Here is a 15,583-nt window from a genome sequence, read left to right on the forward strand (position 1 = left end):
GAAATTATGGGTGATTATATGCTAATTTTATGGTGAAAATTGCTATTAAATTAGGTATAATGTTAATAATGGTAATATTTCTTATTAGGTGCCTGGCACCGAGTGGGACATTTATTACACCATTAAGGTGATAGGCACCAAAAAATAAAAGTAATGGGGATCATCATGAAAACTAAAGAAAGGAGTTGCCTATATATTAATATGAATAGCTTTAAATTTAAGGGTACGCTAAGAAGTAAGAGATTAGTTTTATTAGTTGCCTCTGCAGCAATTATAGGTATTTTAGGTAATACAAAAGTATATGCGTCACCAACAGTAGATAGGTATGGTGGTATGGATAGATATGAGACATCTGCCAAAGTATGTGATGCTGGATGGAGTACTAATACTGATTATGCTGTATTAGTAAATGGAGATGATTACCATGATGCTCTTTCAGCTGCACCTCTTGCTAAAAAGTATAATGCCCCTATACTTTTAACAAACACAGAAGTGTTAAATCCTTATACATCTTCAGAACTTATAAGATTAAATGTAAAAAATGTATTTATAGTGGGTGGAAAAGGTGTAGTATCACAAAGTATAGAAGATTCACTAGTGGCTAAAGGAATGAAGGTTGTTAGAGTTGGTGGCAAAGACAGGTATGAAACTGCTCTTCAGGTTGCAGCAAAGATTGGTAAGACCAGTGAGATTGCATTAGTAAATGGAAATGATTTTAGAGATGGAATGACAATAGCATCAATAGCTGCTTTAAAAGGAATGCCTATAATATTAACAGATGGAGAAAATATGCCTGCTTCTGTTAAAAAATATTTAGGTAATACATCTAAAATGGCTCAAATATATGTAGTAGGTGATGCAAATACTATAAGTGACAATGTTATAAGTGGGTTATCTAATGTTAAAAGAATAGGGTCAGGAGGCAATGTGTATGCTAGAAATGTAAGTATAATACAAGCCTTTCAAAATGAAGTAAATACTGGTACTTTATATATAGCTTCTGCTAAGAACTTTCCAGATTCATTGAGTGCGTCAGCTTTAGCTCCAAAAACATCATCTCCAGTACTATTTGTGGATAGTCCAATGGATGAGGCTACATCAAATTTTCTTAAAACCCACATAGTAAATAGTTTAAAAATATTAGGAGGAACAGGTTCTGTAAGTTATGATTCAGAAACTTCAGTTGAAAATATGACTTTGGGAGTAAGCGGCACTGATGCTATAAATGATACTATATGGCAGGGTGAGAAATATACTCCAAGGGCGACTATGGTTATAACAGCTACAGATGGCACCAAAAAGGAAGTTGCTATAGACTGGAACTTAAGTCAAGTAAATACTGCAAATCCAGGTACTTATACTTTTACAGGAAAATTAAAAGGAACAGATACTACAGTATATGCAACTCTTACAGTAAAACCTCTTCCATATAAAATTGAGGATTTAACTCAAACTGCAGTTAGTAGGACAAGCTTTGGACTTCCAACTACTGTTTCGGCTCAGATGACGGATGGTACAACAACTGATGTACCTGTGTTATGGGATTATGGTACACAGTCTGGGAATAAACCAGGAGTTTACGTCTTTTATGGAACAGTAGATAAATACAGTAAAAAGGTTAAGCTTACTTTAACGACAATTGATAATGGAACAGGTAAGACTATAAAAACTATAAATAACATAAAGGCAACTGTAACTACTAAATCTAGTTATGTATTTCCAACTACAGTATCAGCTATAATGACTGACGGTTCAACACAAAGTTTATCTGTAACTTGGGCAAATGAAATTAAATATTCTACTGGAGTGTATACTTATGAGGGAACAGTAAGTGGATATAGTAAAAAAGTAGGTCTTATGCTTATAGTTACAGGAGAAGGTGGGACAGACCCTAATGATCCAAATTATCCTACTAACCCTAGTGATCCAAATGTAATGGACTTAGGAGAATTGGAGCCTATAATGCAAGATGAAAAATATCCAACTACAGTAAAAGACCCTACTACTGGAAAACAAGTACCAGTTACATGGACAGATGCTGTTAGTATTGATTCTACTTTTTTAGATAATCAATATTTAGATGATTGTAGAGTTGCTAAATTTACTTTGAATGGAACTATAAGTGGTAATAAAAAAGTTAGAGCAACTATAGGAATAATTCCTAAAATTATTACTCTTAATGTAGATGGAAAAACTAGCAACGTTCCAGCTGTATCTATAAATATTAAGAAAAGTGACTATCCAAATGGTGTATTTAATATGAGTGAGTTATCAACTAGAATAAATGCAGTTATAAATGGGCCAAATGGAATTAGAGAAGCAAAAAATGTACATGTTCTTCTTTGGGATCCACCAGTTGTTGATATAAGTGATGCTAGTACATACTATGTAACAGCAACTATAGAGCATTATAGTACACCTGTGACCGTTACAATAAAAATTGAAAACTAGCTAAGTGATTGATAATATATTTTCTTATGATGTAAAAATTGTTGCTAGATTTTATATAAAAAGGTAAAAAAATTACAAATTGTTACGATTATAAGAATATAAATGTTTTGTTGTATATATTTAGTAAGTTATAAAATTAAGTGAATTAGCACCCGCGAATTTCACGAGTGAATAATTATAACACAATAATGTATGGAGGTAATAAATAATGAAGAAAACTAGGCTATTGGTAATGACAGCAGCAATTGTACTTGGAATAGGTACTAGTGTTTACGCTAAGTTGCCACCTAATTCCATAGTAGTAGGAAATAATGTTTATGATATAAGTTATTTTACAAATGATGCTAGTGGTACTAATACTGCTAAGGTAAATGATCAGCTAGCAAACAATTTAGGTAAATTATACTATGTAGATTCTACAGGTGTAGCAAAGGATATATTTACAGAAGCAACTGTAGATGATAGTCAGATAGTATCTAAAGTTGGTAACACTTTAACATATTATCCTGGAAATGGAACTACGGAAAAAATTGTTACTGATGCAAATAATAATTTTTTAGATCCTAATACGATTACTGGTGGGTATGTAATAGCTCATATTACTTATAAACAGCTACTATCAGAAGGATTAAATTTATTTACTTGTCAGCTTAGTCAATTATCAGGTGTAAGTGGAGCAGCTTATTTCCAGGTAGGAAGCAGTCCAATGACTCCTTTAACAGATGTAGCTACTTATATGGGACAACTTTCTAATGGAGCTGGTAATATGGTACATTTATATGCTAGTGATGGTGCTACAGAATTAGCAAATGGATATTTGAATATAGTTACAAATGGGGCTTCATCAGGAGATAAGAACTTAACAGTTAATTTGACGTTAACTGGAAACTCAACAGATGTAGATAGTTCTACTCAGGGAAATAAAGCTTATAATATAGTTAATAATGGATTTGTTACAATTGATAAAAGTGGAAAATGGATTTACTACAGTAACACAGGAGATAGTGGTAAACTTTATAAAAGAAGTGCAACAGGTACAGATGATATGCTCATTAGTAATGACAGTGCAAAATATATTAATGTAGTAGGAGATTGGGTATACTATAGCAATTATAACGATGGTGGAAAGATATATAAGGTTAAAATAGATGGAACTCAAAGACAGAAGATTTCTGATGATATGGCATCTTGTGTAAGTGTAGTAGGAGATTCCATATATTATATAAATCATAGTGACAATGATAGAATATATGTACAGGATTCTACAGGTAAAAAAATGGTTTTAAGTGACCAAGCCAAATATTTAAGTGTTACAGGAAACTTTTTGTTCTATGTTAATGCAGGAGATTCAAATACGTTATATAGCTATGATTTAAGAAATAGTAGAAAAGCAAAGATAAGTACTATAAATACAAAATTTATTAATGCTTGTAATGATTATCTGGTTTTCTATACGGGCTATGATGGAGTGTTATATAGATCTACAAATGCACAAGGACAAATTCCAGTACCTATGAGTGTAACTACAAATGTACAAACATCTGCAAAAGCCAGTTCCTATAAAGCATTAACAGACAAACCTACAATTATATGTGCTACCGATGATAATAATATTTATTACATAAGTTATGTAGATGGCAATAAAATATATAAGTTAGATAACACAGGAAATGGATATAGAGTTGTAAATGATTCAGCAGATTATATAAATATAATAAATGATAGTCTATATTATATGAAATCAGGGAAAATCTCAGTTGCACCTAAAGATGGAGATGGCACTCAAAGGGGTGTTTCAATAACAAAACCTAGATTAAATAGCAGGGTAGTAAGTGTTAAACCTATGCAAACATATACTACAGACGATATAACAAAATTTAATTTTCCAGAAACTGTTTCTTGCATAATGAGTGACGGAAGTGAACAGACATTAGTAGTTTCATGGGATAAAACTATACCAAAGGCATCAAAAGGTATATATACATTTAAGGGTACAATACTTGGATATGGAACATCTGTTACCATGAATGTAGCATTAGATTCTGGAACTATTAATGCTAATAATGTAACAATTGTAAACAATGTAGGAAGTAAAGACACTATAAGTATTACTGGATTGACTACTGGTGATGTGGTAAATGTTTATAATAGTAGCACTGATACAAAACCATTAAAATCAGCTGTTGTAGATGCAAGTGGAAAAGTAAATATGACAGGCTTAAATCTTTCTACTGATGGTGGAAGTGTATATATTAGTTTAACTAAAACAGGTAGACAAGAAGGTAACAAAGTAGGAGTTCAGTATCAGGCAGAGGCACCAGCTGGATTTACAGTAGATGCGGCTAATCAAAATATAACCGGGTTACAGTCTAATAAGTTGTATAAGGTTTATATACAAGATGAAAACGCAGATGGAACAGTACCAGTTCTTCCTACAAGTTATGATATTTCTGCACAAGCAGATGGTAATGGAGTTCTAAAGGTTCCTACTATGATATCTAAGATAGATGGTAATAAAGATGGAAAGCAAATGCTTAGAGTAGTTGCTGCAGGTAATGTAGACAGTGCTCCTTCATCACCAATTGAAATAAAAAGAGCGACAGTACCTAATTATGTAGACATTAATCTAAGTCTTGGAAGAATAAGTGGAACTGATACAGGAATGGTATTTACCTATGATGATTTAAAAACTAACTCAAATCCAACTTGGTATCCATGTCAATCAGGATCTACGTCAATTTCTATGACTAGATCACTGCAGGTATCAGTTAAAGAATTGGGTAGTGGTCCAGTACTTGAAAGTAAACCTGTATCTTATGGATTATTCCAGAAACCTGTTATAAATGGAATAACAGATGGAGGAACATATACTACTAAGCAAGATAAATCTACGGGTGAATCATTATTCCCAACTGTAACTTGGAATGATGATAGCATTATTGATGTAGATAATAGTACAAAATATTGTGCAGTATTAACTAAGGATGGAAATCCTATTTCAGGACATGGTTCAAAAACATATTCTATGAATGCTGGAGTTGTTGATACAACAGGAACAACTTATACATCTATAAAGGATGGCAGTGATTTGGAGAGTGTAATAAATAGTAATGGTGATGGAAGTTATGCACTTACGGTTGTAGGAACAAAGACTGTATCAGGTATGAATCCATCTAGTGCAACAAATGTTACTACTGTTAAATTTACAGTAAATTCAGCAGTACCTGCAACGGTAGATATAAGATTTGCTGAAACAGCAGGAACAGAGAAGTGGAATGATCCTATTGATCATACTAAGGGTATAAGTGCTGTTACGCCAGCTGATATACCAACTCTTTATCAGGCAACACCAAATTGGACGGATTTAGCAGGAACTATTGATACAGCAGTAATACAGAGATTAGATACTGCTCCTGCTGACGATTCAAGTTGGAATTTAGCAGCTAAGGTAGCTTTTCAAAGAACTGTTATAAGTCAGGATGGATATTATAAGTTAACAGTTACATCTACAAGCACAGAAAATGGAGCAACAAATGTTTCTACAAAAGTATTTAGGGTTGATACGCAAGATAAAGCTACATCACCGTCAGTTGTAGGAGTATCAGATGGTGGAATTTATGATACAGTTATCAATGGAATTACAATAACAGATACACTAGCTAATACTACAAAAGCTACAATAATGAGAGACGGATATAAAACTGATTATATAGTAGATCCAACAAGTCATAAGGGTGGATCATTAACAGTAAATGGAAATTACGTGTTGACACTAGATACAACAAATAACATAAATGGTGCTACGACAGAAAAAACTATTAGCTTTAAAATTGATGATGCAGAGAGTAATCCAACTCAACCAGCACCAGCAGCACCAACAAATATAGGATTTACATTTAATAATGATGGTACTGCACAATTTACAGGAGTAGATACTAGTGAAGAGTACAGCGTAAATAATGGACAATCATGGACGCCTGTTACATCACAAGGAATTCAGTTAATTACTTCAACAAATGATTTGAATTTATTAAGTAAGGCTACTACTACTAATGTGGAAGTAAGGTATAGAGCAAATGGAAGCACACCAGCTTCAGAACCACAGGTTATTTCTTTGGCTCCTTCACCTGCAGCACCATCTGCAAAATTTGAATTTAGCTATGATGCAAATCATAATTTAATAGGTGAATTAAAAAATTCAGATGGGACAGCTATTTCTAATCCTCCAAGTTATGAGTATAGTATAGATGGCGGATTAAATTGGAATAGTGTAGACAATAACGGAGCTTTCAAATCAGAAGATGTCAACACAATAAATACAACTAATGGAGTACAAGTTAGAACTAAGGCGAGTGGTCAAACTAAAGCTTCTAATGTTGAAAAGATATCGGTAACTCAAGCAGCAGCACCTAATGTAACTTCAACTCAAGTAACAGGAGGAGTTAAATTAACTAGTCTTTCTACAGGACTTGAATATAGGGTAAATGTTGGCAGCACAAAAGGAACAACATGGAATGATTTTACTTCAGGTAGTATTATTCCAGTTACGCAGTCAGGTTCTATAGATGTAAGAAGTAAAGCTACAGGAACTGCAATGCCTGGTAATATAGCAAATATACCAGTTCAATTATCAGCAGCACCAGCAATTAAGACTGCAGCAGTAGCACCTAAATTAAATGATAACTATTCAACAGCAGTAACTGGAAAAAATTTAGAAATAAATACTAAGGTTATTGCATTAACTAATACTTTACAATTAAATGGTAGTACTACTGCAATAACATTACTTCAGTTAGAGAATGCATTACAAAAAGACATAGATAACTCTATTGGAAGCGGTGTTATTAAAGTGGGTGATGATGGAACAGGAAAGCTAACTATTACTACGGTAGCAACAGGAGCTTCAGCTAAGATAGACTTTACAGGAACATCAGTTGGAACCGGATCAATTAGTACTGAATTAGGATTTACAGATATAACAGCTGTTACAGGAGCAAATTAATAATATTAGTTTAAATATTAAGTACTAGTTAAAAAATGAAAAAAGCAGTTCTAGTAATAGGACTGCTTTTTTCATCAAGATGAGTGTTTATATAGAGTTTCTGAGTTTATTCGATACTTAAAAGGAGGAAAAAAATTGAAAAAAGTTATTAAAAGGGCTGCCTTAATTTTATCATTTGTAATGATTTGTTGTATTTCATATAGTTCCTCAAGTGTTTCAGCAGCAGATTTTAAAGATATGGGAACTAAAACTATAAGTGACGTAAACAAAGTATGGACAGTAAAATTTGGAGAACCAGTAGATATTAATTCTTTAAATAGTAATATAAAGCTTCAAGATATTACAAATGGTAGTACTGTTAGTGTAAGTGTTTCAGCAGGTACTGATGAAAATTCAGCAAAGATTAATCCACCTTCTGGAGGATATAAGTTATCACATAATTATAAATTAACTATAGACAAAAACATTAAATCTAAAAAAGGAAAGCATTTATCACAACCTGTTGTACTAAATTTTAGTTTAGTTTCCAATAGTAGTAGTAATACTGGCGGCAACAGTAGTAGTAATAGTGGTGGCAGCAGCAGTAATAATAGTGGTGGCAGCAGTAGTAACAATAATAGTTATACTGCTTCAGCAAATGTGGAGGTATCTCCATCGGTTCCATTGAGGAAAATAACGGTATCTACAAATTTACCAAATGTTACAAAGTATAAGATAGAAGAAAATAATAATTTTTTTGCTATAAATAGTAGTACTATTACATTCGTATCGAAAAATACATTACAAGTATACTTATATGATAATAATAGTAAGTTGCTTGGAACATCTACACTAGATGTAAGTTCTACAAAAAATAATATAATTATGAATATAACTCTGGCAAATTAGAATAGTGCCTGCCACCGACATGGAACAGAAATGTTGGTGACAGGCACTATTTTAAAAAAGAACTATATGTGCTAAAATATTCTCATTATACTTTATAAGACTTGGAATGAATGATATATCAAAAAGGAAAAAGTATACATTAGGAAGGAGAATGGAGATGAAAAAGGTTAGAATAGCATTAATGGGTCTTGGAAATGTTGGCGCAGGAGTTTGGACAATATTGAATTCTAATAAAAAGGAAATAATGAAAAGATCAGGATATGAAGTAGAGGTAGCAAAAATTCTTGTAAGAGATAGAAACAAACAGAGAGATGTGGAAGTTCCAGATGAAATTGTAACTACGGATTTTAATGACATATTGGAAGATGACTCTATTAAAATTGTAGTTGAAGTTATGGGTGGTATAAACCCTGCAAGAGAATATATGCTCAAATGTATGGATAGAAAAAAGCAGATAGTAACTGCAAATAAAATGCTGCTTGCAACTGGTGGAGACGAACTTTTTGAAAAAGCGGACAGCAAAGGAGTAATGTTCAACTATGAGGCAAGTGTGGCTGGAGGAATTCCAATAATAAATGGAATAGATGAAAGTTTAACTGCCAATAAAATTGAAGAACTATATGGTATAGTAAACGGAACTACGAACTATATTTTAACTAAAATGCAGCTGGAAAAATTGGATTTTGATGTGGCTTTAAAACAGGCACAGGATATGGGATATGCTGAAGCTGACCCTACGTCGGATATTGAGGGATTTGATGCCCAATATAAATTAGCAATACTTTCATCACTAGCCTTTGGAACAAAAATTAATGTAGATAATGTGTATAGAGAGGGTATTACAAAAATTAAATCTATAGATATAAGATATGCTAAAAAATTTAACATGGTAATAAAGCTCCTTGCTATTGCAAAAGAAAATGAAGGTAAGCTTGAACTAAAAGTACATCCAACCATGATTCCAGAATCACACCCGCTTGCTAACGTATATGATTCTTTTAATGCAATATTTATAAAGGGTAATGCAGTGGGAGATCTAATGTTTTATGGAAGAGGTGCGGGAAGTTTACCAACAGGTAGTGCTGTAGTAAGTGATATTATTGCTATATTGAGAAGCAATGTGGATATAGAAAATTTCAATTCTGTAGTGAAAAATAATCTATGGCATAGAAAAATAAAAGATATAAAAGATTGTGCAAGCAAATTTTATATTAGGCTTTCTGTAATGGATCAGTCAGGAGTACTTGGAGAAATAACCACAATTTTAGGAAAACATAATGTAAGTCTTCGCTCAGTAATGCAAAAAGGCAGGGAAGAGTCAAAAGATAAAGTAACTATAGTATTAATTACTCATAAGATAGAAGAAGCAGAGATTAATTCTGCTATTGAAGAAATTATTAATTTGAAATCTGTAATGCAAATAGACAATATTATAAGAATTGAAGATTTTAAATAATTCTAATTTAACTTGAGGCAGTTGTTACTTGAAAAAGTTTTTTATGCAGCAACTGCCTTAATATATTTTTAAAGTCCTATTTTGTGAAAAAACTTCAATCCCAAAGCAATCATTCCAGATGTTATCATGGGACCTACGGGAACACCGCCTAAAAAAGCAGCAGCAATTACTGCTCCCAAAATTAATGCTGGCATTACTTCAGTATGACCTTGTACAGTTAAATACTGCATGCCAAGACCACTTAAATAAGTTGTAAAAAGGGATATGAGCAAGGCAAATATCCCAAGCCATGAGGTAAATACATTTCTAATACTTATATATTTCACACTTCCGTTTGCAATTGGAATTAAAATTGAAGCTACTAGTATTACTACTCCCCAAAATATCCCGTTTTCCTGTAAAGTTGGAAATACATATTTGTCTATATTAAGAAGCTTTAGAAATAGAAGTATACAGGCAGCTAAAGCTACGGAATTTGCTTTTCCAAGAACGGCAGCTGCCAAAATTATGACTAAAATTATAGTTGATTCCATTTAAATCATCTCCTAAAATATAATAAACAATTTATATAAAATATAGTAAATATAACAAAATATCAGAGTAATAATATATACTATTTATAATTTAATAAAATGCAACTTAGGAGAATAATTCATAGAAAATTATAATAATTTTAATGAATTTCCATTGAAAAAAGTTATTCAATTGTATAGTATAATAGTATATGTTTTGATAGAATAGTTATATTAGGGTTAGTTAATAGATATTAAAAATGTATTTTTAAGGGGAGAACTTGTTATGGATGATAGAATTGTAAACTTCGATGAAATTAAAAATAGAGCTAGGGAAAAAGATGTAGAGAAATTTGAAGATTATGTATATGGACTTTCCTATGATATGTCTCAGGGAAAATTATCAATGGGAGATTTTTATAAAGACATTCAAGAATATATGGAAAAAAATAATATATCACAAGAAAAGCTGTTTAACATTCAAAAAAAACTTATGGAAAGATACGGCTTTAATATGGAAGATGTAGAAAAGCAGATGAAAGACATGGGAATTGATATGCCTTCTGTAAATAAAAATGTTGACTATGAATCTTTGAGAAAAACAGTATCATTTCAGGAGAAATATAAGCAAGGTATAGGCAGTGCCTTAGTAACCACTTATAGTATAAATAATTCCTTGAATAGCCTTAGTATACTTATAAGTGAAGAAAAACTTACTTTAAAAAGTGAAAAAGATATAGACTTGCAAGATCCCGAGTTAAATGAATTTTTGTGTTCCTATAAAAAAGTAATAAAAGATAAAAAACTTAAAATATCATTGTGCTCAAATGTTAAAGAATTTGAATACTAATTTAGTTATATAAGATATTCCCTATATTCATTAGTATAGGGAATATTTTAGTATGATTTGGGGTGATTCAGTATGAGAAAATTTAAGTTTAAAATATGGGATAAAGAAAAAAAGTGTTTTTATATAAGTGAAAATCCCTATCCAGAAGAAAGTTACAAAGTAAAAGATAGGTTTATATCTCTTGAGTGTACAGGTTTAAAAGATAAAAATGATAAAGAAATTTTTGAGGGAGATATAATATCCATAAATAATGAAAAAAGTTCTATTAAGTTGCCTGTGAAATTTGGAAGGTATTCTTTTGAGAAATTTATAGGTGAATGTGGAGAAATTACTGATGCAACTGAACTCTATGGTTTTTATGTAGAAAATGAGTATTTATACATTCAAATGTTGAAAGAGAATGTAATAGTTACAGGAAATATATTTGGTATATAAAATAATGTATTAAGTAATCTAATCCTATTTGTATTTAAGAAAGTTGAGTTAGTTATATTGCTTTTTACTTCAAGCTGCTATAAACTTATAGTAAAATTTTAATTTTACTATAAGGGGTGGATTGCTTTGAACAGTGATTTTGCTGTATTGTTAAATTGTATGGATGGAAGAACTCAGCTTCCTGCAATAAATTGGATAAGGGACAATTTTCGTGTAAAATATGTAGATATAATATCAGAACCAGGAATTGACAAAGTAATTTGTGGGGAAGATGAAAATTTTATAAATTCATTAAAGTATAAAATGGATATATCTATAAATTCTCATGGAGCTTCTATGGCATTTGTAGTAGGACATTATGATTGTGCAGCAAATAAAGTAGATAAGACAACTCATCTAGAGCAGATAAAAAAGTCTGTTTGTATAATAGAAAAATTATATAAAAATATTGAAGTTATAGGTCTTTGGATAAATGAGAATTTCGAAGTGGAAAAACTTTAGGTATTTATCATTTACATTTAAGATTTTCAAAGAAAGATCCTCATTAATAATATATGGTATAATAGCTTAGATAATTTAAAAACATGTAGATTAATTGTGAAAGGATGTTTGTAATTTATGAAGCTATTAATAAAAAAAGTTAATGAGGATGCTGTAACTCCATTTTATGCACATAAAGGAGATGCAGGTCTTGATCTATTTTCAGTAGAAGAAGTCTTAATAGAGCCAATGGAAAGGAAGTTAGTATCTACCGGGATTAAGATTCAGCTTCCACCAAATACAGAAGCTCAGGTAAGACCAAGGAGTGGTCTTGCATTAAAATACGGCATAACCCTTTTAAATACACCTGGTACTGTGGATGAAGGATACAGGGGTGAGATAAAAGTGCTTATGATAAATTTAGGGCAGGAACCCTTTTTAGTTGAAAAAAGTATGAAAATTGCTCAAATGGTAGTGAAGCCTGTGGAAAGAGTATATGTACAAGAAGTAGAAGAGCTAAGTGACACTGAAAGAGGTGAAGGAGGGTTTGGTTCTACGGGAAGCAGGTAAGAATTAATAGTGAAGAGTAAAGAAGAATTTTTCTTCACTGTGCTGCGAAAAATTTTAAATTTGAAGCTTTGCTCCAATAGTGCTAAGTTTTATATTTTAAATTATGTATATTATAGCATAAGTGTTAATAAAACAAATTACCACTTTAATTAGCTGAATAAAAGCTTTCCTCCTGGATATAATTATAGAAAAATAACTAGGAGGCGAAAGTTAGTGAATAGTGTCACTCTTATTGGAAGGTTAACTAAGGATGCAGAATTGGTTCAGCTCGAAAATTATAATAGAAGTGTAGTTAAATTCATTTTGGCAGTAGGTAGAGATTTTGCAAGTAAAACTGGAGAAAGAGAAGCGGATTTTATTCCTGTTTCTTACTGGAGTAATTATGGAAGTAAATTGCTTCCTTATTTAAAAAAAGGGAGACTTATAGGCGTAAATGGTAAAATAATTACTAAAAGCTATACTAAAGATGATATAAGAAAATATTTTACTACTGTAGAAGCAGATAAGGTTCAGTTTTTAGACAGTGAGAAGGAAGCTTTAGCATAATTAAAAAAATACAGGTATAGGATAGATTGGGGTAAAATTAAAAGATTACCCCAATTTTTAATTGCTTATTGAAGGTATATTATTCATTGTTTTTTATATTATTCTAGAGTATGATATAATAGGAAAATATAGTGAAAAGGTGCGTTTCTAGAACTTTTAATCATATTTTAATTTTTAATGTATAAATTTGGTCATAGTTACTTAAAAAAATAGGAAAATGTAAAGACTGAAATTAATATTTGCAATTTTGCGTTAACTTAAGGGGGAAAAATATTTTATGTTTAATTTTAAAAGTATTAAAACTAAGTTAATACTGATAATTTCTGCAACAACAGCAGTATTATTATGTATACTTGGAATATCAATTTATGAAAAATCTTATGGGATATTGTATGAAAAGTTTCAAAACAGTTCTGAGCAAATTGTCATAAATGTAAATGGTTCTATAAATAAATTTTTAAATGGTATGGAAAGTCAGACTCAGGTTATTGCTAATAGTTCTACTTTAAAAAACTTGGATATTAATAATGATGGGAGTAGAAACAGTGCAGTAGAATTGCTTAAAAATACTAAAGACAGCAATGAAAATATGGTCAGCGTATATTTTGCTGATCTCAGTGGTATGAGAATAAATATGACTGGAAACATACGTCAGCCATCTAAAGAATACGATGCTAGACAAAGAACGTGGTATAAAGATGCTATGAATAAAAAAGGACAAGTTGTATGGACAGATCCATACAAAGATGTAAATACATCACAGATTATGATTACAGTAGCAAAAACTGTGGAGAAAGATGGTAATGTAGTAGGAGTAGCTGCTATTGATGTTTCTCTGAAAAATTTATCTAAAGATATAGCTTCTATAAAAGTAGGAAACACAGGATATGTTTATATTACTAATAAAGAAGGTAAAATAATAGTAGATCCCGATTTTAACCAGGTAGGGAAAGACAGTGAACTTAAAAAAAGTAATTGGGACTATATTAGCTCAAATAAATCTAGTTATTTTAAGAATACATATAATGGAATAGAGAAGCTATACGCTTATACTACAAATGAGAAAAATTCCTGGAAAGTTGTAGGCACAGCTAAAAATGCTGAATTTATAGGCGATACAAGTGGTATAAGAAAATTTATTTTCTGTTTAGTTGTTATAGGGATAATAATATCTATAGTAGTATCCATTTTAATTGGTAACTCAGCATATAAGATATTAAAAAAGTTAAAAGTAATAGTTGGTAAAGTAGGTGAAGGGGATTTTACCTACAGTATTCCTGAAAAGTTTTTAAATAGAAATGATGAGTTTGGAAGAATAAGCAATTACGTACAAAGTATGAATATAAATATAAAGAAATTAGTTGAAGATGTTAAGAAAAATTCTTCAAATGTTGAACAACAAGCTGAAGGTTTAAATGCAATTTCTGAAGAGATATCAGCTTCTTCCCAAGAAGTATCTGCAGTAGTTCAAGATTTAGCTAAAGGTGCTGAAGGACAGCAAAAGTATATAGATAATATGTTTAATTTGTTAGAAAATGTAAACAAACACATGCAAAACATAAATGATAAATTAAATTCTGTAAAGGTAAGTACGGGTAGTGCAGTGAATAAAGTAAACTTAGGAAAAAATGAAGTGAATTCATTGAAAAAGGCAATAGATGCTGTAGATTCTTCTTTTACAGTAGTTTCTGATAAAGTTTATAAGCTTAATGAATCTATAATGAAAGTAAGAGAAATAACTGATGTTATAGCACAAATAGCGGAGCAAACAGATCTTTTAGCTTTAAATGCAGCTATTGAATCTGCAAGGGCAGGCGAAGCTGGAAAGGGATTTTCAGTAGTAGCAGAGGAAATAAGAAATTTAGCTGAAGAGTCTCAGGATTCAGCAAAAAAAATAAGTGATTTAATTAATTATATAAATAGTGATTCAAATGAGGTTATTGTAAATTCTAAAAAGGCTGAAGAATCTATAAATGAACAGAATGTAGTGGCAGAAAATATGGTAAAATCTTTTGAAATGATAGTAAATTCAATTGAAGAGATTGAACCTTTAGTTGATAAAACTTTTACTTCAGTAAATAGCACAGTACAATCTAGGAAAGAATTTATGGACAGTATGAATCAGTTTGGAAATTTAATAAAAAACACCACTACATCTACGGAAGAAATAGCAGCATCTACAGAGGAAGTAAGTGCATCTATACAAGAAGTTGCATCATCTGCTGAAAACTTAAATTCTACATCAAAGAACTTAATAAATGTTGTAAATAAATTTAAAGTAGAATAAAAGTGTATAAATTACGAATTCAGTTAAGATAATTAGTATTTGACAGTATGCTTGTTGCATTGATAATATATAATATATAACTTAATCAAATTAAAAAATAAATTAA

At 31.0% G+C, this 15,583-nt stretch carries 11 protein-coding genes; 10 read left to right on the forward strand and 1 reads right to left on the reverse strand.

The annotated features are described in order from the left end of the window. Nucleotides 1-165: 165 nt before the first annotated feature. The 4 genes from CLJU_RS04935 to CLJU_RS04950 all read left to right on the forward strand — a co-directional run bounded on the left by CLJU_RS04935 (nucleotide 166) and on the right by CLJU_RS04950 (nucleotide 9,797). Nucleotides 166-2,451, forward strand: a complete 2,286-nt coding sequence (locus CLJU_RS04935) for a cell wall-binding repeat-containing protein (RefSeq protein ID WP_013237671.1) — start codon at nucleotides 166-168, stop codon at nucleotides 2,449-2,451. Between the two features lie 208 nt (nucleotides 2,452-2,659). Next, nucleotides 2,660-7,453 carry a DUF5050 domain-containing protein gene (locus CLJU_RS04940; RefSeq protein WP_013237672.1) on the forward strand — a complete coding sequence of 1,598 codons (4,794 nt, stop codon included), beginning with the start codon at nucleotides 2,660-2,662 and terminating at the stop codon, nucleotides 7,451-7,453. A 135-nt stretch (nucleotides 7,454-7,588) separates the two neighbouring features. After that, nucleotides 7,589-8,341 carry an Ig-like domain-containing domain gene (locus CLJU_RS04945; protein ID WP_013237673.1) on the forward strand — a complete coding sequence of 251 codons (753 nt, stop codon included), beginning with the start codon at nucleotides 7,589-7,591 and terminating at the stop codon, nucleotides 8,339-8,341. Nucleotides 8,342-8,498: 157 nt separating this feature from the next. Beyond that, entirely contained in the window at nucleotides 8,499-9,797 is a 1,299-nt protein-coding gene (locus CLJU_RS04950; protein ID WP_023163007.1) for a homoserine dehydrogenase, read from the forward strand. Nucleotides 9,798-9,865: 68 nt separating this feature from the next. Here CLJU_RS04950 and CLJU_RS04955 read toward each other — a convergent pair whose 3' ends face one another. Then, on the reverse strand, nucleotides 9,866-10,330 hold the full coding sequence (locus CLJU_RS04955) for a DUF441 domain-containing protein (RefSeq protein WP_013237675.1): 465 nt from the start codon (nucleotides 10,328-10,330) through the stop codon (nucleotides 9,866-9,868). 265 nt (nucleotides 10,331-10,595) lie between these two features. On the opposite strand from CLJU_RS04955, the gene CLJU_RS04960 reads away from it, so the two are divergent. From CLJU_RS04960 to CLJU_RS04985, 6 genes are all read left to right on the forward strand, one after another. Further along, a complete protein-coding gene (locus tag CLJU_RS04960; RefSeq protein ID WP_013237676.1) occupies nucleotides 10,596-11,159 on the forward strand; it encodes a DUF3867 domain-containing protein in 564 nt (187 codons plus the stop codon). A 72-nt stretch (nucleotides 11,160-11,231) separates the two neighbouring features. Next, on the forward strand, nucleotides 11,232-11,594 hold the full coding sequence (locus CLJU_RS04965; protein ID WP_013237677.1) for a YopX family protein: 363 nt from the start codon (nucleotides 11,232-11,234) through the stop codon (nucleotides 11,592-11,594). Between the two features lie 126 nt (nucleotides 11,595-11,720). Continuing rightward, nucleotides 11,721-12,095: a carbonic anhydrase gene (locus CLJU_RS04970; RefSeq protein ID WP_013237678.1), complete on the forward strand. Its 375-nt coding sequence runs from the start codon at nucleotides 11,721-11,723 to the stop codon at nucleotides 12,093-12,095. A 117-nt stretch (nucleotides 12,096-12,212) separates the two neighbouring features. Next, a complete protein-coding gene (gene dut, locus CLJU_RS04975; protein WP_013237679.1) occupies nucleotides 12,213-12,644 on the forward strand; it encodes a dUTP diphosphatase in 432 nt (143 codons plus the stop codon). 213 nt (nucleotides 12,645-12,857) lie between these two features. Continuing rightward, nucleotides 12,858-13,190, forward strand: a complete 333-nt coding sequence (locus CLJU_RS04980) for a single-stranded DNA-binding protein (RefSeq protein WP_013237680.1) — start codon at nucleotides 12,858-12,860, stop codon at nucleotides 13,188-13,190. Between the two features lie 277 nt (nucleotides 13,191-13,467). After that, nucleotides 13,468-15,477, forward strand: a complete 2,010-nt coding sequence (locus tag CLJU_RS04985) for a methyl-accepting chemotaxis protein (RefSeq protein WP_013237681.1) — start codon at nucleotides 13,468-13,470, stop codon at nucleotides 15,475-15,477. Nucleotides 15,478-15,583 lie beyond the last annotated feature (106 nt).

The organism is Clostridium ljungdahlii DSM 13528, assembly GCF_000143685.1.
In the GTDB taxonomy this organism is placed as follows: domain Bacteria; phylum Bacillota; class Clostridia; order Clostridiales; family Clostridiaceae; genus Clostridium_B; species Clostridium_B ljungdahlii.

What these genes read in the sequence shown, in the direction of transcription:
- CLJU_RS04955 (WP_013237675.1), bottom strand. Translation starts at nt 10,330, where the DNA reads ATGGAATCAACTATAATTTTAGTCATAATTTTGGCAGCTGCCGTTCTT.
- CLJU_RS04935 (WP_013237671.1), top strand. Translation starts at nt 166, where the DNA reads ATGAAAACTAAAGAAAGGAGTTGCCTATATATTAATATGAATAGCTTT.
- CLJU_RS04950 (WP_023163007.1), top strand. Translation starts at nt 8,499, where the DNA reads ATGAAAAAGGTTAGAATAGCATTAATGGGTCTTGGAAATGTTGGCGCA.
- CLJU_RS04960 (WP_013237676.1), top strand. Translation starts at nt 10,596, where the DNA reads ATGGATGATAGAATTGTAAACTTCGATGAAATTAAAAATAGAGCTAGG.
- dut (WP_013237679.1), top strand. Translation starts at nt 12,213, where the DNA reads ATGAAGCTATTAATAAAAAAAGTTAATGAGGATGCTGTAACTCCATTT.
- CLJU_RS04965 (WP_013237677.1), top strand. Translation starts at nt 11,232, where the DNA reads ATGAGAAAATTTAAGTTTAAAATATGGGATAAAGAAAAAAAGTGTTTT.
- CLJU_RS04985 (WP_013237681.1), top strand. Translation starts at nt 13,468, where the DNA reads ATGTTTAATTTTAAAAGTATTAAAACTAAGTTAATACTGATAATTTCT.
- CLJU_RS04940 (WP_013237672.1), top strand. Translation starts at nt 2,660, where the DNA reads ATGAAGAAAACTAGGCTATTGGTAATGACAGCAGCAATTGTACTTGGA.